The organism is Pseudomonas sp. S12(2018), from assembly GCF_024355235.1.
GTDB lineage: Bacteria > Pseudomonadota > Gammaproteobacteria > Pseudomonadales > Pseudomonadaceae > Aquipseudomonas > Aquipseudomonas palmensis.
The window spans coordinates 225,578-243,882 of the sequence record NZ_QLAD01000008.1; the positions used below are offsets into that span (position 1 = coordinate 225,578).

Consider the following 18,305-nt stretch of genomic DNA (forward strand, 5'->3'; position numbering starts at 1 on the left):
TCAGCCCAGCTGACGCGGTACCCGGTACAGGTAAAGGATCACCACGCTGGCGATGGCCAGCAGAATCTGCGGCACTCCCTCCAGGCCCACGAACACCGACAGTGCGGCCACCCACGCCGGCAGGCAGGCAAACAGCATCGACACACGGCGAACCCGCGCCAGCTCTATCCAGGCCGCCGGCTCCTCAGCGCTGTTCAGCGCCTTTTCAGTGGCAATCAATGCACGCTTGTAGGCGCTGAAACGCGGCAGGCTGAAGAACATCGAGGCCAGCCCGGCCAGAAACACCGGCATCACCAGCAGCGGGACACGCGCCACGCTGCCCCCGAATGCCCAGCCGAACACCAGCAGCGGCGCCAGGGCAATCGCGAAGAACTGCCACCAGGCGAACGCCAGCCGCCGCTTGACCTGGCCGCGGGTCACGCCCGACCGGCCTCGCCCTGGTGCTCGTTGCCCATCATGTGGCCGAGCTTGCCGGCCTTGGTGGCCAGGTAGTGCTTGTTGTGCGGATTGTGCCCGGTGTGCAGCGGCACGCGCTCGGCTACCGCAATGCCCATGGCGGTGAGGGCTTTTACCTTGCGCGGGTTGTTGGTCATCAGGCGCAATGACGTGACGCCCAGGTGCTCGAGCATCGGCTGGCACATGGCGTAGTCACGCTGGTCGGCGGCAAAGCCCAGGCGCTCGTTGGCCTCGACGGTGTCGGCGCCGCCGTCCTGCAGTTCGTAGGCGCGAATCTTGTTCAGCAGGCCGATGCCACGGCCCTCCTGACGCAGATACAGCAGCACGCCACGGCCTTCGCGGGCAATGGCCTGCAGAGCGGCCTCCAGCTGCGAACCACAGTCGCAGCGCTGGCTGAACAGCGCATCGCCGGTCAGGCATTCGGAATGCAGGCGCCCCAGTACCGGCTCGCCATCGGCTACATCACCCAGGCTGAGCACAACGTGCTCGCGGCCGGTGGCTTCGTCGAGAAAACCATGCATGGTGAACGTGGCAAAGGGGGTGGGCAGCTTGGAAGCGGCAACAAAGACGACGGGCACCTTGTGCTCCTGATCAATAACGTGAAATTTGATGTGCGCCGATTGTAACAGCAGCGTAAGGCAGGTGCTTAGGCTGAATTCTTGGGCAAACAGATCGAGAAGTTAGATGCTGGCACGTTCGCCCTGCCCGGAATCGGGAACGGATACGGCTGCTGCCAGCGCTCGAAGATCTCGCGCAATTCACCGCTGGCGATCAGTTCGTCCATGCGCCGATCGAACAGCGCCCGGAGCGCACAGGCCTGCTCGGTCCTGGCAAAGGCCAGGTACAACGGCAACTCGGCGATGTGGGTACGGCGGAACCGGGCCTTGTCACGGGCCTGGTTGTACACGTAGTCCACCTCGGTCTGGGCATCGATGTAGAAGTCCACGCGCTTGAGTTCGAGCATCGGCAGGATGCCGTCGCGCCGCTGCACCTCGCGAAACTCCTTCACATCGGGCAGGTAGCGCTGGTACTCGTAGCCACGCACCCAGGAGAGCTTGTAGCGGCCGATGGTGGCGGCGCTCGGCACCGGCAGGCTGGCCAGCCCCAGGGCGTAGATATGGTCCTGGTCGAAGGCGTTGCGCGGGTAAAGGTAGTCGTTGCTTTCCTGCTCGTAGGAGCCGACCCAGGCATCGGCCTCGGCGCGTTTGACCAGGCCCACTGCGCGGCTGTAGGGCACGCTGATGGCGAGCACCTTGACCCCCGCCGGCTCGAACACCTTGCGCAGCACGTCCCAGGCCATGCCGCGCCCTTCGACGTCGGTGTAGTCCGGCCAGATCTCGCTGGCCAGGCGCACCTCCTGCGGCAACGCGGTCGGCTCGCCAGCCCAGGCGATGCCGCCACCCAGCGCCAACACCAGCAGCAACACTCGCCATGCGCGCATCAGGCCACTCCCTTCAGGTGAAACTCCACACCAGCGCCTGCATGCCCAACCAGGCGAACACGCCGGCCAGCACGTCATCGAACATGATGCCGAAACCGCCATGCACATGCCGGTCGATCCAGCGGATCGGCCACGGCTTGAGTATGTCGAAGAAGCGGAACATCAGAAAGCCTGCCAACAACCATAGCCAACCTTCCGGTACCAGCCAGAGGGTTATCCACATGCCGACCATCTCGTCCCAGACGATGCCCTCGTGGTCATGCACGCCCAGGTCGTCGGCGACCTTGCCGCACAACCATACGCCGAACAGCATGGTCAGCCCCAGCATCAGCCAGTAGCCCCAGTCGGGCAGCATCTGCCACAGCGGGATGAACGGCACGGCCACCAGCGAACCCCAGGTGCCCGGCGCCTTGGGCAGGGTGCCGGAGCCGAAGCCGAAGGCCAGAAAATGCCAGGGGTTGCGCCAGACTGAAGGCGGCACGTTTTCTGCCGGCACCTGATTGGGGTGATCGGTCACGGTGTCTCCCTAAAAATGTTGATAACCCCGCGTGCGCGGGGTGATGTCCGCCCCGGCGTGGTCACGCAGGCTGACGCCGCTGCCCGCCTCCACCCGACCGACCACGTGCACCGGCCAGCCGGCAGCCTGCAGGCCGGCCAGGTGCGCGGGGGGCAAGGTGAAGGCAATCACGTAGTCGTCGCCACCGGTGAGCGCGGCCTGTCGCGCACCTTCCAGGCCCAGCAGGCCCTGCAGCGCCGCACCCAGCGGCAGCTGTTCGAGCGACAGCACAATCGACACGCCCGAGGCCGTGGCAATGTGTCCGCAATCGGCCAGCAGGCCATCGGAGATATCCAGCGCCGCGCTGGCCTTGCCTCGCAGCGCCTGACCCAGCGCCAGTTGCGGTGGCGGCGACCAGTAGTGCGCCAGCAGCGGCTCGGCCAGCGCCACCGCCGCCTCGCGTTCGCCAAGCACCAGCGGCAAGGCCCCGGCAGCGTTGCCCAGCTCACCGCCGACACACACCAGGTCACCAGGCTGCGCACCGCTGCGCGTCAGGGCCTGGCCGGCAGGCACGCGGCCGAACACGGTCATGGTCAGGCTCAGCGGCCCATGGGTGGTGTCCCCGCCTACCAGGCTCAGGCCGCATTGTCGGGCCATCAGGTTCAGACCCTGGGCATAGGCCTTCAGCCAATCGGCGTGAACCGTCGGCAGAGTCAGGGCAAGGGTAAAGGCCACGGGGGTGGCGCCCATGGCTGCCAGGTCACTGGCAGCCACCGCCAGCGAGCGCTGGCCGAGCAGGAACGGGTCGCACACAGCCGGGAAATGCACCCCGGCCACCAGCGTGTCGGTGGACACGGCCAGTTGCTCGCCGGCCGGCAGCGCCAGCAGGGCGCAATCGTCGCCGATCCCCAGGGCGACCCCGTCGCCGGCCTGCGCACAGGGCGCGGCGGCGAAGTAGTGGCGGATCAGCTCGAATTCACCCATGGGCAGGCAGCGCCGCAATCAGCGCTTGAACGCCTTCACTTCGGCTTCGCGCAGCCGCAGTGCGAGCTTGTCGAGCACACCGTTGACGAACTTGTGCCCGTCAGTGGCGCCGTACACCTTGGCCAGCTCGATACCTTCGTTGATGACCACGCGGTAAGGCACGTCGACCCGCTTGATCAGCTCCCAGGTGGACAGGCGCAGCACCGACAGCTCGACCGGATCGAGCTCTTCGAGCACGGTGTCCAGGCAAGGCGCAAGGGCCTTGTCGATTTCTTCCTTGATCGCCGGCACGCCGTGCAGGATCTCGCGGAAGTAGGCACCGTCGACATCGGTGAAATCGTTATCGACCCGGAACTGCGCTTCGATCTCGTTCAGCGAGTGCTTGGCCATGTGCCACTGGTACAGCGCCTGGGTCGCGAGCTTGCGGGCTTCGCGACGCTTGGCGCTCTTGGAGGGCTTGCCAGCATCCGCAGGTTTTGGATCGCGCGGGTTGAAACGATCGCTTTCGTCGCTAATCACTTGGCCTCCAACTGCGCCAGCAGGCTGACCATTTCCAGGGCGGACAGGGCCGCTTCGGCGCCCTTGTTGCCGGCCTTGGTGCCGGAACGCTCGATGGCCTGTTCGATCGAATCGACGGTCAGGACACCGAAGGCAACCGGCACGCCGAACTCCATGGACACCTGGGCCAGGCCCTTGGTGCATTCGCCCGCCACGTATTCGAAGTGCGGGGTGCCACCACGGATCACGGCGCCCAGGGCGATGATCGCGGCGTATTCGCTCTGCTGGGCGACCTTCTGTGCCACCAGCGGAATCTCGAACGCACCCGGTGCACGGATGATGGTGATGTCGCTTTCGCTCACGCCGTGGCGAACCAGGGCATCAACGGCACCGCTTACCAGGCTTTCGACGACGAAGCTGTTGAAGCGGCCAACCACCAAAGCATAGCGACCTTTGGGGGCAATGAAGGTACCTTCGATGGTCTTCAGGGACATTGCGGGGTTCTCATCTTAAAGAGCCAGGCCGCAACGGTGCGGCCTGTGGGAGTTTTGTTCCGGATCAACAGCGGGAAACCAGCCCCTGCTTTATTCGGAGGGCACGTATTCTACAACTTCCAGATCGAATCCGGATATCGCATTGAACTTCATTGGCGAACTCATCAGGCGCATCTTGCGTACGCCCAGGTCGCGCAGAATCTGCGAACCGGCACCCACGGTGCTGTAGGTGGTGGGTGTCTTGACCTGGCTGCTGTCGGCGCTTTCGCGGATATGCGCCAGCAGCACGTCGCCGTCCAGCGGGTGGCCGAGCAGCAGCACCACGCCGCTGCCGGCCTCTGCCACGGCGCTCATCGCGGCGCGCAGGCTCCAGCGACCGGGCTGCTTGACCAGCAGCAGGTCGCGCAGCGGGTCCATGTTGTGCACCCGCACCAGGGTCGGTTCCTCGGCGCAGATCTTGCCCAGGGTCAGGGCCATGTGCACGTCGCCTTCGACCGAATCGCGGTAGGTCACCAGGTTGAACTGACCCAGTTCGCTGTCCAGCGGCTGCTCGGAAATCCGCTGAATGGTACGTTCGTGGATCATGCGGTAGTGGATCAGGTCGGCGATGGTGCCGATCTTGATGTTGTGCTCGGCGGCGAACACTTCCAGCTCGGCGCGACGCGACATGGTGCCGTCGTCGTTCATCACCTCGCAGATCACCCCGCTCGGCTCGAAACCGGCCATGCGCGCCAGGTCGCAGGCCGCCTCGGTGTGGCCGGCACGGGCCAGGGTACCGCCGGGCTGGGCCATCAGCGGGAAGATGTGGCCCGGGCTGACGATGTCTTCGGCCTTGGCGTCCCGGGCGGCGGCGGCCTGCACGGTGCGCGCGCGGTCGGCGGCGGAGATACCGGTGGTGACGCCTTCGGCAGCTTCGATCGAAACGGTGAACTTGGTGCCGAAGCCCGAGCCGTTGCGCGGGGCCATCAGCGGCAGCTTGAGCAGCTCGCAGCGCTCGCGCGACATCGGCATGCAGATCAGACCACGGGCGTGCTTGGCCATGAAGTTGATGTGTTCGGCCTTGCAGCACTCGGCGGCCATGATCAGGTCGCCTTCGTTCTCGCGGTCTTCGTCATCCATCAGGATGACCATTTTGCCCTGGCGAATGTCTTCGACCAGTTCTTCGATGCTGTTGAGCGCCACGCGGCACCCCCTTCTAAATCAGGATTTCAGATAGCCGTTGGCGGCCAGGAAACTTTCGGTGATGCCACCCTTGCCCGGCTCGGCGGCCTTGTCGCCCAGCAGCAGACGCTCCAGGTAACGGGCCAGCAGGTCGACCTCAAGGTTAACCCGACGCCCAGTGCGATAGTCGGCCATGATGGTTTCAGCGAGGGTGTGCGGCACGATGGTCAGCTCGAACTCGGCGCCATCGACCTGGTTGACCGTGAGGCTGGTGCCATCGACGGTGATCGAGCCCTTGTGGGCGATGTACTTGGCCAGTTCGGCCGGCGCGCGCAGGCGGAACTGGATGGCGCGGGCGTTATCGCTGCGCGAGATGACCTCGCCGACACCGTCGACGTGGCCGCTGACCAGGTGGCCGCCCAGACGGCTGCTGGGGGTCAGGGCCTTTTCCAGGTTGACCCGGCTGCCTACCTTGAAGTCGGCAAAGGCGGTGCAGTCGAGGGTTTCGCGGCTGACGTCAGCCCAGAAACCGTCGCCAGGCAGTTCGACGGCGGTCAGGCACACGCCGTTGACGGCGATACTGTCGCCCAGTTTCACGTCGCCCAGGTCGAGCTTGCCGGTTTCGACATACACGCGCACGTCGCCGCCTTTGGGGGTGAGTGAACGGATGCTGCCGATGGATTCGATGATGCCGGTGAACATGAGTCCTCCTTCAGAACGGGTCGCGCAAGGCGCAGGCCGCGAATTATACGCCGGGCGCAGGCACAGGAATGGCAGTGACTCGCCAGTCATCGCCTACGGCGCGCATGTCGGTGATTTTGAGGGCCTGCGCTTCGCTCATTCTGGCCAGGGGCCAATCGAGCAATGGGCGGGCACTGGAGCCGAGAAACTTGGCAGCGATGAAGAGCTGGTATTCGTCCACCAGGCCCTGTTGCGCGAAGGCACCGGCCAGGCCCGGGCCGGCCTCCACCAGCACCTCGCTGGCACCACGCCGGGCCAGTTCGCGCAGCAGCGCGGGCAGATCGACGTGCCCGTCGGGGCCGGGCAGGCTCAGCAGGTCATGGCCGGCCTCGGCGTACTGCGCAACTGGCGCGGCGGCCGTCACCACCAGCACCGGGCCGGCCTGGAAGAACGGCGCCGTCAGCGGCAGGCGCAGGCGCCCGTCGATGAGCACGCGCAACGGTGGGCGGGCCATCGCCAGGGCGGTGCTGTCGGCGTCCAGCCCAAGCTCGCTGGCGCGCACGGTCATGCGCGCGTTGTCGGCCAGCGCGCTCTGGGCGCTGGTCAGCACCACGCTGGAGCGCGCGCGCAGACGCTGCACCGCCGAGCGTGCGGCCGGGCCGGTGATCCACTGGCTCTCGCCACTGGCCATGGCGGTGCGCCCGTCCAGGCTCATCGCCAGTTTGACCCGCACAAAGGGCAGGCCGTGTTCCATGCGTTTCAGAAAGCCCGGGTTGAGTGCGCGGGCCTCGGCCTCCAGCACACCGCTGGCAACCTCGATACCGACGTCGGCCAGGCGCTTGAGCCCCTGCCCCGCCACTTGCGGGTTGGGGTCCTGCATGGCCGCCACCACCCGCGCCACACCGGCCTTGACCAGCGCCTCGGCACACGGCGGCGTGCGCCCGTGGTGGCTGCACGGCTCCAGGGTCACATAGGCACAGGCGCCACGGGCCAGCTCGCCGGCCTGGCGCAGCGCGTGCACCTCGGCATGCGGTTCGCCGGCGCGTACGTGCCAGCCTTCGCCGACCACCTGCCCGTCACGCACGATCACGCAACCGACCCGCGGGTTGGGATGGGTGGAATAGAGACCCTTGCGCGCCAGTTCCAGCGCACGGGCCATGTAGTGGGCGTCGAGCACGTCGCGTTCGCTGGGCAGGCTCATTGCTTGGAAGGCTCGCGCGCCAGGCGGTCGATTTCTTCACGAAATTCGTCCAGGTCCTGGAAGCGGCGGTACACCGAGGCGAAGCGGATGTAGGCCACTTCGTCGAGCTTTTGCAGCTCGGCCATCACCAGTTCGCCGACGACCAGCGACTTGACCTCGCGCTCGCCGGTGGCGCGCAGCTTGTGCTTGATGTGGGCCAGCGCCGCTTCGAGGCGCTCGACGCTCACCGGGCGCTTTTCCAGCGCCCGCTGCATGCCGGCGCGCAGTTTTTCTTCGTCGAAGGGCTGGCGGCTGCCGTCGGTCTTGATCAGGCGCGGCAGCACCAGTTCGGCGGTTTCGAAGGTGGTGAAGCGCTCACCGCAGGCCACGCATTCGCGGCGACGGCGCACTTGTTCGCCCTCGGCAACCAGTCGCGAGTCGATGACCTTGGTGTCGTTGGCACCGCAGAAGGGACAGTGCATGGTGGCAGGCAACAAAAAAAGGGAGGGTCATGGTAGCGCATCCCACTGGCAAGACAAGCCAAAGCAGTTACCATCCAGTGAGGAAATATCCCCCCGAAGGAATTGATCATGCCCTTTAGAGCGCTCGTTGTGCTCAGTTTTGCCGCCCTGCTGGCCGCCTGCAGCAGCGATGAACCCAAGCCGGTGCTGGCCCCCAAGGCCCCGGTAGCGGCCAAGCAACCTGTGGCCCTGGGCCCGCTGCCGGCCTACCAGCGTGAAATCAGCGGCACCCTGCTCGGCATCCCGTCGGGCGCCGAGGTCGAGCTGGCGCTGCTGGTGGTCGACCCGCGCGGCCGCCCGCAACGCCTGCTGGCCAGCAGCAACCTGGACGCCAACGGCCAGGACCTGCCGTTCCAGCTGCGTTTCAACCCCGAGGCGTTCCCTGCCGGTGCGCGGGTGGAGCTGCGCGGGCGCGCCAGCCAGTCCGGGCAGCTGATCCTGCACCTGCAACCTGTGGCGGTCAGCAGCCCGCAAACCCAGGCCACCGGCCCGCTGCGCCTCGAAAAAGCGCCGTGACCGCGCCGATCCACCTGCAACAGGCGTTGAGCGGGCTGCTGGGGGACGCACGGCTGGTGGTCAGCGAGCTGCCGGCCTGCGACCTCAAGCTGTGGCTGATCGATGCGCACAACATGGACCGCGCGTTCAGCCCCGAGGAAACCCGGCGCATCCTGCACGAGCCGCCCTACTGGGCCTTCTGCTGGGCCAGCGGTCTGGCCATGGCGCGCTACCTGGCCGCCCGCCCCGAGTGGGTGGCCGGCAAACGCGTGCTGGACTTCGGCGCAGGCTCGGGCATTGCCGGCATCGCCGCCGCCCGCGCCGGGGCGCTTGAAGTGGTGGCCTGCGACCTCGACCCGCTGGCGCTGCAGGCAAGCCGCGCGAATGCCGCGCTCAACCAGGTGCAGTTGGGCTACTCCAGCGATTTCTTCGCCGAGGCCGACCGCTTCGACCTGGTGCTGGTGGCCGATGTGCTCTACGACCGCGCCAACCTGCCGCTGCTCGATGCGTTTCTCAGCCGCGGGCACCAGGCGCTGGTGGCCGACTCGCGGGTGCGCGACTTCCGTCACCCCCTGTACCGCCAGCTCGACACCCTGCACGCCCTGACCCTGCCAGACCTGGCCGAACCCCACGAATTCCGCCAGGTGAGCCTGTACCACGCCAGCCGCAGCGCTTTATAGTGTTGCCATTCAAGGATTTGCGAGAGTCGCGATGAGCCAGGAAACCCCGTACATCTTCAATGCCACCAGCGCCGACTTCGACCAGTCGGTGATCCAGAACTCCCACGTCAAACCCGTGCTCGTCGACTTCTGGGCCGACTGGTGCGCGCCGTGCAAGGTGCTGATGCCGCTGCTGGAGAAAATCACCGCCGAATACCGGGGTGAGCTGCTGCTGGCCAAGGTCAACTGCGATGTGGAACAGGACATTGTCGCGCGCTTCGGTATCCGCAGCCTGCCGACGGTGGTGCTGTTCAAGGATGGCCAGCCGGTCGACGGCTTTGCCGAGGCACGCCCGGAGTCGGAAATCCGCGCAATGCTCGAACCGCATGTGCAACTGCCGCCACCGGCGGCGGCCGACCCGCTGGTAGTGGCCCAGGGGCTGTTTGCCGAGGGACGCTTCAGCGAGGCCGAGGCGCTGCTCCAGGCCCTGCTGACCGAAGACAACAGCAATGCCGCCGCACTGATCCTGTATGCCCGTTGCCTGGCCGAGCGTGGCGAGCTGGGCGAAGCGCAGACCGTGCTCGATGCGGTCAAGAGCGATGAGCACAAGGCTGCACTGGCCGGTGCCAAGGCGCAGCTGACGTTCCTCAAGCAGGCCGCCAGCCTGCCGGACGTGGCCGACCTGAAGTCACGCCTGGCACAGAACGCCGAGGATGACGAGGCGGCGTATCAGCTGGCAGTGCAGCAGCTCTCGCGCCAGCAGTACGAGGCGGCGCTGGACGGGCTGCTGAAATTGTTCAAGCGCAACCGCGGGTATGAAGGCGGCCTGCCGCACAAGACCCTGCTGCAGGTGTTCGACCTGCTGGGCAACGAGCACCCGCTGGTGCTGGATTACCGCCGCAAGCTGTTTGCTGCGTTGTACTGAGGTCAACCGCCCGCTCCCACAAGGTTACCTACCCGCGCTGTGGGAGCGGGCTTGACCCGCGATGGGATCAACGCGGTGTTCAGCCGACCCAGTGATAGACCGGCGCATCCGCCCCGCTTTCCACCCTCACCTCGCTGCTATGGCGCAAACGCACCAGCAGGCGCTTGCCGGCCGCCGTATTGCCCGCCAACCCCTCCAGCGCCTCCAGCAACTGGGGCCCGTTCAACTGACCGGCCTTGCGCAACACCTCGCGCGCCGCCTGCCACACTGCATCGTCCGGGCGCACCGGCGCCGTCGGTACAGCAGCAACCGCCGGCGCCCCGGCCGCCTGCAACTGCCCGCCCAGCTGCGCCCACTCATGGGGCTCCAGCTCCACGCTCAAATCCACCGGCCATTCGCCGATGTGTCCACGAATACGCACGTTCGCACCCTCCATTCGATCAGGCGCCCATGCTCCCACGAAGTTTCATCCAGCGACACTGGTACGCGGCCGACAAGTTGTTATAACATTTCGAAACTCTTTCAGCGCCTTCCGGAGTTCCGCCCATGCGTCGTCTGCTGCTTGCCTTGCCGTTCGCCCTGCTGCCCCTGAGTCTGGTTTACGCCCATGACGACCATGACCATGAACATGGCAGCCTGGGCGCCCATGAACATGGCGTGGCGCACCTGAACGTCGCACTCGACGGCAATGCCCTGGAGCTGGAATTCGACAGCCCGGCGATGAACCTGGTGGGCTTCGAACATGCCGCCACTTCTGCCACCGACAAGGCCAAGGTCGCGGCCGTGCGCGCCCAGCTCGAAACACCCCTGGCGCTGTTCGGCCTGAACAAGGCAGCCGGTTGCAGCGAAACCGACCAGGACCTGCAAAGCCCGCTGTTCGGCGACAAGCCGGTGCATGACGAGGATGGCGACGCCCACGATCACGAACACAGCGACATCAACGCCCATTACAAACTCGAATGCACCACCCCGGCCCAGCTCACCCGCCTGGACCTGGCGCCACTGTTCAAGGCCTTCCCCGCCACCCAGAAGATCCAGCTGCAACTGGTGGGCCCCAATGGCCAGAAGGGCGTGGACCTGACCCCGACCCGCAGCGCGATCGACTTCTGACATGAGCCAGGCACTGATCGAACTGTCCCGGCTGGGTTTCGCCTGGCCCGGCCAGCCTGAGCTGCTGGACATCCCGGCGTTGCGCCTGCAGGCCGGCGAGTCGCTGTTCCTCAAGGGCCCCAGCGGCAGTGGCAAGACCACCCTGCTGGGCCTGCTGGGCGGGGTGCAGAAGGCCGACCGCGGCAGCATCCGCCTGCTCGGCCAGGAGCTGGGCGCGCTCAGCCAGGGCCAGCGCGACCGTTTTCGCGTCGATCATACCGGCTACATCTTCCAGCAGTTCAACCTGCTGCCGTTTCTGTCGGTACGCGAAAACGTCGAGCTGCCGTGCCGTTTCTCGCGCAGCCGGGCGCAACGCGCCGGCCAGCGCTACGGCAGTGTGGACAAGGCCGCCGCCAGCCTGCTCGCCCATCTGGGCCTGAAGGACCCGGCACTGCTGGCACGGCGCGCCGACAGCCTGTCGATCGGTCAGCAGCAACGGGTGGCCGCCGCCCGCGCGCTGATCGGCCAACCCGAGCTGGTGATTGCCGACGAGCCGACTTCGGCGCTCGATGCCGACACCCGTGAAGCCTTCATCCGCCTGCTGTTCGCCGAATGCCGCGCAGCCGGCTCCAGCCTGTTGTTCGTCAGCCACGACCAGAGCCTGGCACCGCTGTTCGATCGCCAGCTGTCGCTTGCCGAACTCAACCGCGCCGCGCGCCCTGCCAGCGACCTGGAGGCCTGATGTACCTGCTCCGCCTTGCCCTGGCGAGTCTCGCCAACCGCCGCTTCACTGCCCTGCTCACCGCCTTCGCCATCGCCCTGTCGGTGTGCCTGCTGCTGGCGGTGGAGCGGGTACGCACCGAGGCCCGCGCCAGTTTTGCCAGCACCATCAGTGGCACCGATCTGATTGTCGGTGCGCGCTCGGGCTCGGTGAACCTGCTGCTGTACTCGGTGTTTCGCATCGGCAACGCCACCAACAACATCCGCTGGGACAGCTTCGAGCACTACGCCAGCAACCCGCGGGTGAAGTGGGCCATCCCGATCTCGCTGGGCGACTCGCACCGCGGTTACCGGGTGATGGGCACCACCGAAGCCTACTTCGAGCATTACCAGTACGGACGCAAGCAGCACCTGCAGCTGGCCAGCGGGCGTGCCTTCGCCAGCGACCCGTTCGAGGTAGTGCTGGGCGCCGAGGTGGCCGACGCGCTGCATTACAAGCTCGGCGACAAGCTGGTGCTGGCCCATGGCGTGGCCGCCATCAGCCTGGTCAAGCATGACGACAAGCCGTTCACCGTGGTGGGCGTGCTGCAACGCACCGGCACCCCGGTGGACCGCACCCTGCACATCAGCCTTGGCGGCATGGAGGCGATCCACGTCGACTGGCACAACGGCGTGCCCGCCCGCGGCGCCGGCCGCGTCAGCGCCGAACAGGCCCGTGGCATGGACCTCACACCCAAGGCCATCACCGCGTTCATGCTGGGCCTGAACAACAAGATCAGCACCTTCACCCTGCAACGCGAGATCAACGAGTTTCGCGGCGAGCCGCTGTTGGCGATTCTGCCCGGCGTGGCCCTGCAGGAGCTGTGGAGCCTGATGGGCACCGCCGAACAGGCGCTGTTCGTGGTGTCGCTGTTCGTGGTGCTGACCGGCCTGATCGGCATGCTTACGGCGATCCTCACCAGCCTCAACGAGCGCCGCCGCGAAATGGCCATCCTGCGCTCGGTGGGTGCACGCCCCTGGCATATTGCAGGGCTGCTGGTGATGGAGGCGTTCACCCTGGCGCTGGCGGGGATTGCCGCCGGGCTGGGCCTGCTCTACCTTGGCATCGCCCTGGCCCAGGGCACGGTGCAGGCCAACTACGGCCTGTACCTGCCGCTGGCGCTGCCCAGCGCCCACGAGTGGAGCCTGCTGGGGATCATCCTCGGCGCCGCCGTGCTGATGGGCAGCATTCCGGCCTGGCGGGCCTACCGCCAGTCGCTGGCCGACGGTTTGTCCATTCACCTGTGAGAACGCCCGTGATACGTCGTGCTCTGCTGTTGTTGCTGTTGATTGCCCCGCCCCTGTGGGCGGGTGAGCCGCGCACGCTGGAATGGCCGCAATTGATCCCCGAGGGTGCACCGGTGATCGTGCCGCAGATGACCCCGCTGCACGACCTTTCGCAGTTGAGCAACGCGCTGGCCGGCGAAAGCGGCCCGGCGGCGCAGCAGCAGGCGCCCGACGCGCCGGTGGTGAAGGCACTGGATGGCCAGCAGGTGAAGCTGCCGGGCTACATCGTGCCACTGGAAGTCAGCGAGGAAGGCCGTACCACCGAGTTCCTGCTGGTGCCGTACTACGGCGCGTGCATTCACGTGCCGCCCCCACCGTCGAACCAGATCGTGCACGTGTTCAGCGAAATCGGCATCAAGGTCGAGGAGCTGTACCAGCCCTACTGGATCGAGGGGCCGATGCAGGTCAAGGCTTCCAGCAGCGAGCTGGCCGAGGCCGGCTACCAGATGGAAGCCGAGAAGATCTACGCCTATGAACTACAATAGAAGCCCCGCGCCAGGGCGTTTGCGGTTTCATTGAGCTGCGTCAAGAATCACCGCCTGTCAGCTCCTTACCATTGGACACATTAAATTCTAAACGTCCTTTGGGAGCTTCCATGAACAAGTCCTTGCTCAGCGCCTCGCTCATTGCCCTCGCGCTTGCAGCCCCTGTTGCCCACGCCCACCAGGCGGGCGATTTCATTCTGCGTGCCGGTGCGATCACCACCGCACCGAACGAAGACAGCGGCGATATCAAGCTCGACGGCACCAAGGTTGGCGGCACCAAGGCCACCCTGGACAGCGACACCCAGCTGGGCCTGGCCTTTGCCTACATGCTGACCGACCACATCGGCCTGGAACTGCTGGCAGCCACCCCGTTCCAGCACGAAGTGGGCGTAAAGGGCCTGGGCGCGGGCCTGGACGGCAAGCTGGCGAACATCAAGCAACTGCCACCGACCTTGTCGCTGCAGTACTACCCGATGGAGCCGACTTCCAAGTTCCAGCCTTACGCCGGTATCGGTCTTAACTACACCCTGTTCTTCGATGAAGACCTGAGCAGCAGCCGCAAGGCCCAGGGCTTCAGCAACATGAAGCTCAAGGACTCGGTCGGCCTGGCCGGCCAACTGGGCATGGACTACATGCTGACCGACAACCTGCTGGTCAACGCCGCGGTCTGGTACGTGGACATCGACACCAAGGCCACCATCGACGGCCCAAGCGCGCTGGGCGTGGGCAAGACCAAGGTGAGCGTGGATGTGGACCCATGGGTCTACATGGTGGGTGTGGGTTACAAGTTCTGACCATGAAAAAGCCCCGATCATTCGGGGCTTTTTTTTGGCTGCGATTCCCGTCAGGGAGATACCGCCTGCAGGAGCCGGCGTTGCCGGCGAAGCTTTTTACGTTCAGCGCCCCAGCAGGTGCGCCAGCCCATCGGCCAGTGGCGTCGGCTCGGGCAGGTCGAAGCGCGCCAGCAGCCGCGCATTGTCGGCCCGCGAATGACGGATATCACCCGCGCGCGCCGGCCCGTGATTGACCTCGGGCAACGGCCCTACCACCTTGCGCAGTGCCTCGAGCAACTGGTTCAGCGTGGTGGCGCGGTTCAGCCCCACGTTCACCGCGCCCTCCTGCACCTGCGCCTGTTCCAGCGCCTGCACCAGCACCGCCACCAGGTCGGCCACATACAGGAAGTCACGGGTCTGCTCGCCATCGCCAAACAGGTTGATCGGCGTGCCGTTGAGGGCGCGCTCGCAGAAGATGCTGATCACTCCCGAATACGGCGACGACGGGTCCTGGCGCGGGCCGAAGATATTGAAGAAGCGGAACACCACCGGCTCCAGCCCATGCTGGCGGCGATAGAAGTCCAGGTACTGCTCGCTGGCCAGCTTGTCCACCGCATAGGGGGTCAGCGGCGCCTTGGGCGTGTCCTCGTCGATGGCCTGGCCTTCACCGTTGTTGCCGTACACCGCAGCGCTGGAGGCGAACAGCACGCGCTTGATGCCGGCCACACGCATCGCCTCGCACACGTTCAGCGTGCCGATGAAGTTGCTCTGGTGGGTCCTGACCGGGTCTTCCACAGAGGCCTGCACCGAGGCCACCGCCGCCAGGTGCACCACGGCCTGGCAGCCCTCGGCGGCCCGGGCCACCAGGGCGGCATCGGCCACGTCGCCCTCGATCAGTTGCAGGCGCGGGTTGTCCAGCTGCAGGTTCAGGCGCCGGCCGGTAGACAGGTCGTCGAGCACGCGCACCGCGTACCCCTTGGCCAGCAGCGCGTCGCTCAGGTGGGAGCCGATGAAGCCGGCCCCCCCGGTAATCAGGATAGGAGCATCAGCCATGACGATAGAACCGGTCCAGTAGGGTCGGCAGGCCGGCGCGCCAGGCACGCGGCTTGATGCCGAAGGTGTGGAGGATTTTCTTGCAGGCCAGCACTGCGTGCTGGGGTTCTTCGGCAGCATCCGGGCGGGCGGCGTGGGCCTGCGCAGTGGGCGCTTCGACGGCCAGCTGACGCAGTTGCCCGGCTTCGCTGAGGATCGCCTGACCCAGCGCCAGCGGCGTGGTCGCCTCGTTGCCGGCGTAATGGTAGGTGCCCCATAGTGGCGCGCCACAGTCCAGTTGCTTGAGCACCGCCAGGATCACCCGCGCTGCATCGTCGACCGGGGTCGGGTTGCCACGCCGGTCGTCGGCCAGCAGCAGTTCCTGCGAGTGCTCGGCGCGGGTCAGAAAACGCCCCAGCACGCCGTCGACGCTGTCGTCGAGCACCCAGCCAAAGCGCAGCAGCACGTGCTGCGGGCAGGTCGCGCGCACGCTCTGTTCGATGCGCCACAACGCCTGGCCACGTTGGCCGAGCGGTACCGGCTCGTCCTTTTCGCTGTAGGCCGTGGCCCGCGAACCGTCGAATACCCGGTAGCTGGAGGGTTGCAGCAAGATGATGTTGTGGTGCTGGCACAGTTCGGCCAGGCGCTCGACCGCACGCTCCTGCGAAGACAGGCGCTGCTCGCTCACCGATTCGGCCTGGAACCAGTCGAAGTAGTAGGCCAGATTGATCAGCGCATCGGGGCGGGTGTCATCGAGCAGCTGGGTCAGGCTCGCGGCATCCCAGCCCTGGTCAGGTGGGCGCGGCGCCAGAAAGCCGATATCTTCCTCGGCCCCGAGGCGAATCAGCGCTTGCCCAAGGGCATTTCCACCACCCAACAGCATCAGGCGCATTCGCATAGAGTCAGCAGGTCCGGTCAGATAAATTGAGGGAAAGCGGATATTTTGCGGCTTCCAGCAGGCGAAGTCCAACGCGGGGCCGACTGGCGCCAAAGTCTAGAGTGTGTCAGCGCAAAGTGTGACGGGTTCAACGTAGTTCAAGAAATAACCTGCGCGCCCACCAGAAATGCCCGACTGCATCTACTGTAAAAGCGTCAGCCTCGCTGGTTCATGTCGACTTGTCGACCCTTCACCCCGGGCAAGAGGACCGCTTCATGCCGATCAAGACGGCCGCACACGGACGTGAGCGTTGGCAATTCGACGAACCCAGCCCGGGCCGCGAGTGCCTGGTGGTCGAAACGTTCGACGGCTACAGCCAGGAAGGTCGCCTGCTGATCCCCGATATCGAGCACGCGCCGCCGCTGTTCATGCTCGGCGGCGCACGCAGCGACTTCACCCACCTCAACCCGCTGCTGTACCGCCTGCAGGCCCTGGGCATCGGCTCGCTGACCGGCAACCTGTCGGGGCACAGCCTGGCCAGCCTGCCGGGGGCCCGGGCGCCCTCGCTGCACACCAACCTGGCCGAGGCGCTGCGCTTCTTTCGCCACGTCGAGCATCGCTGCAACACCGTGATCGGCCACAGCCTGGGCGCAGCGCTGGCGCTGAAAGTGGCAGCGCACCATGCACGCCAGGTGAACAAGCTGGTGCTGCTGTGCCCGGCGGTCTATGCCGACAGCGCTTACGATGCACCGTTCGGCCCGGCCTTCACCCGCGCCATCAGCACCCCCCACGGGTTTCTCGACAGCGACAGCTACAAGTTCCTGCGCAGCTATCGCGGCCAGGTGCTGCTGGTGCTGGGACAATACGATGGCCTGCTGGCCGCCCACCACGGGCGAACCCCGGGCACGTCGGCAGGCCATGTGGAAATCGACGGCATGCTGCGCTACAGCCCGATCCCGGCCGAAGTCATCCAGGCGCTGAGCGACACCCTACCCCCCGGGCATTTCGAACAGCTGACCCTGCCCGACTGCGACCACGGCATCGCCGCCCACCTGCGCGCCCATCCGCCACAGGCCGGGGCCCTGGCGCAGCAGGTGGCGGCATTCATTCGCCGCTGAGCACGGCGCCCTTCACTCGATCTCGAACAGGCCGTTGCGAATCGGCCCGACGTTGAGCCGTGCGCGTACATCGTCATCGATGCGCGGGTCATCCGGGCGGTACAGCCGGACCTGGCGGTAGGCATTGATGCGGTTGATTTCCGGGCCCAGGTATTCCCACACCACGCGGGTACACGCCGGAGTGCGCCGGTCACCGCTGGAGACGCCGGTCTTGAGGCCGTTGAGCCGGGTGATGCGGCTCTTGAAGCTGGGAATCAGGATGGTCTGGCTCATCTCGTTGACCGTCAGCGATTCGTAGTCGATCAGAAACACCCGGTCCTGCAACTGAAAGGCTGCGCCCAGATAGCGGCAGCGCACCCAGTCTTCGGCCTGCACGTCGGTGCTGCTGGAGCGCTCCTGGCGTTCCTGGCGCTCGAACAGGAACGTGCCGCGTTCTTCGCGCAGGTGCACCAGCGACAACAGGATGCTGCCCGGCACCGACATGCAGTTGGAATATTCGAAGAAGTAGCCGCAGTAGCGCGACAGATTGCCCTCGTGCTCGCGCAGCGGGCGCAGCAGTTCCAGCAACGGGTCGGCCTGGGCCGGGCTGGCAAGCGCCGAGCTGCGCGCACCGATCAGGCGCGCGAACTGTTCCGGCGGCAGGCCCAGTTCGTAGTCCTCGACGCCGAAGAAGTCGCCGATGCGCTTGAGGTTGTACGCCGTCGGCTGGCTCTGCCCGCTCAGGTACTTGTTGAACTGCGCCCGGTTGATCGACAGCTGCCGGCAAACCTCGGAAATAGAGCGGTAATGGCTGCACGCCAGCTTGAGGTTGGGGCCCAGGTGTTGACTCATTGATCAGGTACCGATTGATGCGATAGGCGCCAGTTTAGCATCAGGTCGCATCAATTCAGAGCA

General features: G+C 66.1%; 24 protein-coding genes. 9 read left to right on the top strand and 15 right to left on the bottom strand.

All coding sequences use genetic code 11. The annotated features are described in order from the left end of the window. From DN388_RS19980 to nrdR, 11 genes are all read right to left on the bottom strand, one after another. Entirely contained in the window at positions 1-420 is a 420-nt protein-coding gene (locus tag DN388_RS19980) for a hypothetical protein (RefSeq protein WP_043861887.1), read from the bottom strand. Continuing rightward, positions 417-1,034 (bottom strand): GTP cyclohydrolase II, encoded by a 618-nt coding sequence (ribA, locus tag DN388_RS19985; protein WP_043861888.1) that lies wholly within the window; start codon positions 1,032-1,034, stop codon positions 417-419. Before ribA ends, DN388_RS19980 begins: the two co-directional genes overlap by 4 nt. A 68-nt stretch (positions 1,035-1,102) precedes the next feature. Then, on the bottom strand, positions 1,103-1,897 hold the full coding sequence (locus DN388_RS19990) for an ABC transporter substrate-binding protein (RefSeq protein WP_255001888.1): 795 nt from the start codon (positions 1,895-1,897) through the stop codon (positions 1,103-1,105). A 13-nt stretch (positions 1,898-1,910) separates the two neighbouring features. Further along, entirely contained in the window at positions 1,911-2,414 is a 504-nt protein-coding gene (locus DN388_RS19995; protein ID WP_043861890.1) for a phosphatidylglycerophosphatase A, read from the bottom strand. A 9-nt stretch (positions 2,415-2,423) separates the two neighbouring features. Continuing rightward, a complete protein-coding gene (gene thiL, locus DN388_RS20000; protein WP_058541918.1) occupies positions 2,424-3,377 on the bottom strand; it encodes a thiamine-phosphate kinase in 954 nt (317 codons plus the stop codon). An 18-nt stretch (positions 3,378-3,395) separates the two neighbouring features. Next, positions 3,396-3,896, bottom strand: coding sequence for a transcription antitermination factor NusB (gene nusB, locus DN388_RS20005; protein ID WP_255001890.1), 501 nt, complete (start codon positions 3,894-3,896; stop codon positions 3,396-3,398). After that, complete coding sequence (ribE, locus tag DN388_RS20010) at positions 3,893-4,369, bottom strand: 6,7-dimethyl-8-ribityllumazine synthase (protein ID WP_043861893.1); 477 nt, start codon at positions 4,367-4,369, stop codon at positions 3,893-3,895. Before ribE ends, nusB begins: the two co-directional genes overlap by 4 nt. A gap of 90 nt (positions 4,370-4,459) precedes the next feature. Continuing rightward, positions 4,460-5,551, bottom strand: coding sequence for a bifunctional 3,4-dihydroxy-2-butanone-4-phosphate synthase/GTP cyclohydrolase II (ribBA, locus tag DN388_RS20015; protein ID WP_043861894.1), 1,092 nt, complete (start codon positions 5,549-5,551; stop codon positions 4,460-4,462). 18 nt (positions 5,552-5,569) lie between these two features. Continuing rightward, on the bottom strand, positions 5,570-6,232 hold the full coding sequence (locus tag DN388_RS20020) for a riboflavin synthase (protein WP_043861895.1): 663 nt from the start codon (positions 6,230-6,232) through the stop codon (positions 5,570-5,572). Positions 6,233-6,275: 43 nt separating this feature from the next. Then, a complete protein-coding gene (gene ribD / locus DN388_RS20025) occupies positions 6,276-7,412 on the bottom strand; it encodes a bifunctional diaminohydroxyphosphoribosylaminopyrimidine deaminase/5-amino-6-(5-phosphoribosylamino)uracil reductase RibD (protein WP_255001896.1) in 1,137 nt (378 codons plus the stop codon). Next, the gene (nrdR, locus tag DN388_RS20030; protein ID WP_043861897.1) at positions 7,409-7,873 is read right to left on the bottom strand and encodes a transcriptional regulator NrdR; all 465 of its coding nucleotides are present in this window, start codon (positions 7,871-7,873) and stop codon (positions 7,409-7,411) included. The genes ribD and nrdR overlap by 4 nt, the downstream gene beginning before the upstream one ends. 108 nt (positions 7,874-7,981) lie before the next feature. Here nrdR and DN388_RS20035 point away from each other — a divergent pair, with 108 nt between their 5' ends. Genes DN388_RS20035 through trxA form a run of 3 tightly spaced genes read left to right on the top strand, consistent with a single transcriptional unit; the run spans position 7,982 to position 9,991 of the window. Further along, positions 7,982-8,428 carry a YbaY family lipoprotein gene (locus tag DN388_RS20035; RefSeq protein WP_043861898.1) on the top strand — a complete coding sequence of 149 codons (447 nt, stop codon included), beginning with the start codon at positions 7,982-7,984 and terminating at the stop codon, positions 8,426-8,428. Then, complete coding sequence (locus tag DN388_RS20040; protein WP_054916423.1) at positions 8,425-9,087, top strand: methyltransferase; 663 nt, start codon at positions 8,425-8,427, stop codon at positions 9,085-9,087. Before DN388_RS20035 ends, DN388_RS20040 begins: the two co-directional genes overlap by 4 nt. Positions 9,088-9,118: 31 nt before the next feature. Further along, a complete protein-coding gene (gene trxA / locus DN388_RS20045; RefSeq protein ID WP_054916424.1) occupies positions 9,119-9,991 on the top strand; it encodes a thioredoxin in 873 nt (290 codons plus the stop codon). A gap of 79 nt (positions 9,992-10,070) precedes the next feature. Here the strand turns inward: trxA and DN388_RS20050 are convergent, their stop codons facing one another. After that, complete coding sequence (locus DN388_RS20050; protein ID WP_213606396.1) at positions 10,071-10,412, bottom strand: hypothetical protein; 342 nt, start codon at positions 10,410-10,412, stop codon at positions 10,071-10,073. 125 nt (positions 10,413-10,537) lie between these two features. Between DN388_RS20050 and DN388_RS20055 the strand changes: the two genes are divergently transcribed. The 5 genes from DN388_RS20055 (at position 10,538) to DN388_RS20075 (ending at position 14,405) form a co-directional block, all read left to right on the top strand. Then, the gene (locus tag DN388_RS20055) at positions 10,538-11,101 is read left to right on the top strand and encodes a DUF2796 domain-containing protein (protein WP_088514366.1); all 564 of its coding nucleotides are present in this window, start codon (positions 10,538-10,540) and stop codon (positions 11,099-11,101) included. Position 11,102: 1 nt separating this feature from the next. Next, the gene (locus DN388_RS20060; protein WP_255001905.1) at positions 11,103-11,822 is read left to right on the top strand and encodes an ABC transporter ATP-binding protein; all 720 of its coding nucleotides are present in this window, start codon (positions 11,103-11,105) and stop codon (positions 11,820-11,822) included. Beyond that, positions 11,822-13,087: an ABC transporter permease gene (locus DN388_RS20065; protein ID WP_043861903.1), complete on the top strand. Its 1,266-nt coding sequence runs from the start codon at positions 11,822-11,824 to the stop codon at positions 13,085-13,087. The genes DN388_RS20060 and DN388_RS20065 overlap by 1 nt, the downstream gene beginning before the upstream one ends. A gap of 11 nt (positions 13,088-13,098) precedes the next feature. Continuing rightward, positions 13,099-13,611, top strand: a complete 513-nt coding sequence (locus DN388_RS20070; protein WP_043861948.1) for a DUF3299 domain-containing protein — start codon at positions 13,099-13,101, stop codon at positions 13,609-13,611. A gap of 110 nt (positions 13,612-13,721) precedes the next feature. Beyond that, entirely contained in the window at positions 13,722-14,405 is a 684-nt protein-coding gene (locus DN388_RS20075) for an OmpW family protein (RefSeq protein WP_043861904.1), read from the top strand. A 102-nt stretch (positions 14,406-14,507) separates the two neighbouring features. Here DN388_RS20075 and DN388_RS20080 read toward each other — a convergent pair whose 3' ends face one another. Beyond that, entirely contained in the window at positions 14,508-15,437 is a 930-nt protein-coding gene (locus DN388_RS20080; RefSeq protein ID WP_058541922.1) for an NAD-dependent epimerase/dehydratase family protein, read from the bottom strand. After that, positions 15,430-16,314, bottom strand: coding sequence for a sugar nucleotide-binding protein (locus DN388_RS20085; protein WP_100634165.1), 885 nt, complete (start codon positions 16,312-16,314; stop codon positions 15,430-15,432). Before DN388_RS20085 ends, DN388_RS20080 begins: the two co-directional genes overlap by 8 nt. A gap of 254 nt (positions 16,315-16,568) precedes the next feature. On the opposite strand from DN388_RS20085, the gene DN388_RS20090 reads away from it, so the two are divergent. Further along, positions 16,569-17,411 (top strand): alpha/beta hydrolase, encoded by an 843-nt coding sequence (locus tag DN388_RS20090; protein ID WP_054916428.1) that lies wholly within the window; start codon positions 16,569-16,571, stop codon positions 17,409-17,411. Positions 17,412-17,423: 12 nt separating this feature from the next. On the opposite strand, the gene DN388_RS20095 is transcribed toward DN388_RS20090, so the two are convergent. Continuing rightward, the gene (locus DN388_RS20095) at positions 17,424-18,242 is read right to left on the bottom strand and encodes a helix-turn-helix transcriptional regulator (protein ID WP_058541923.1); all 819 of its coding nucleotides are present in this window, start codon (positions 18,240-18,242) and stop codon (positions 17,424-17,426) included. Positions 18,243-18,305: the final 63 nt, after the last annotated feature.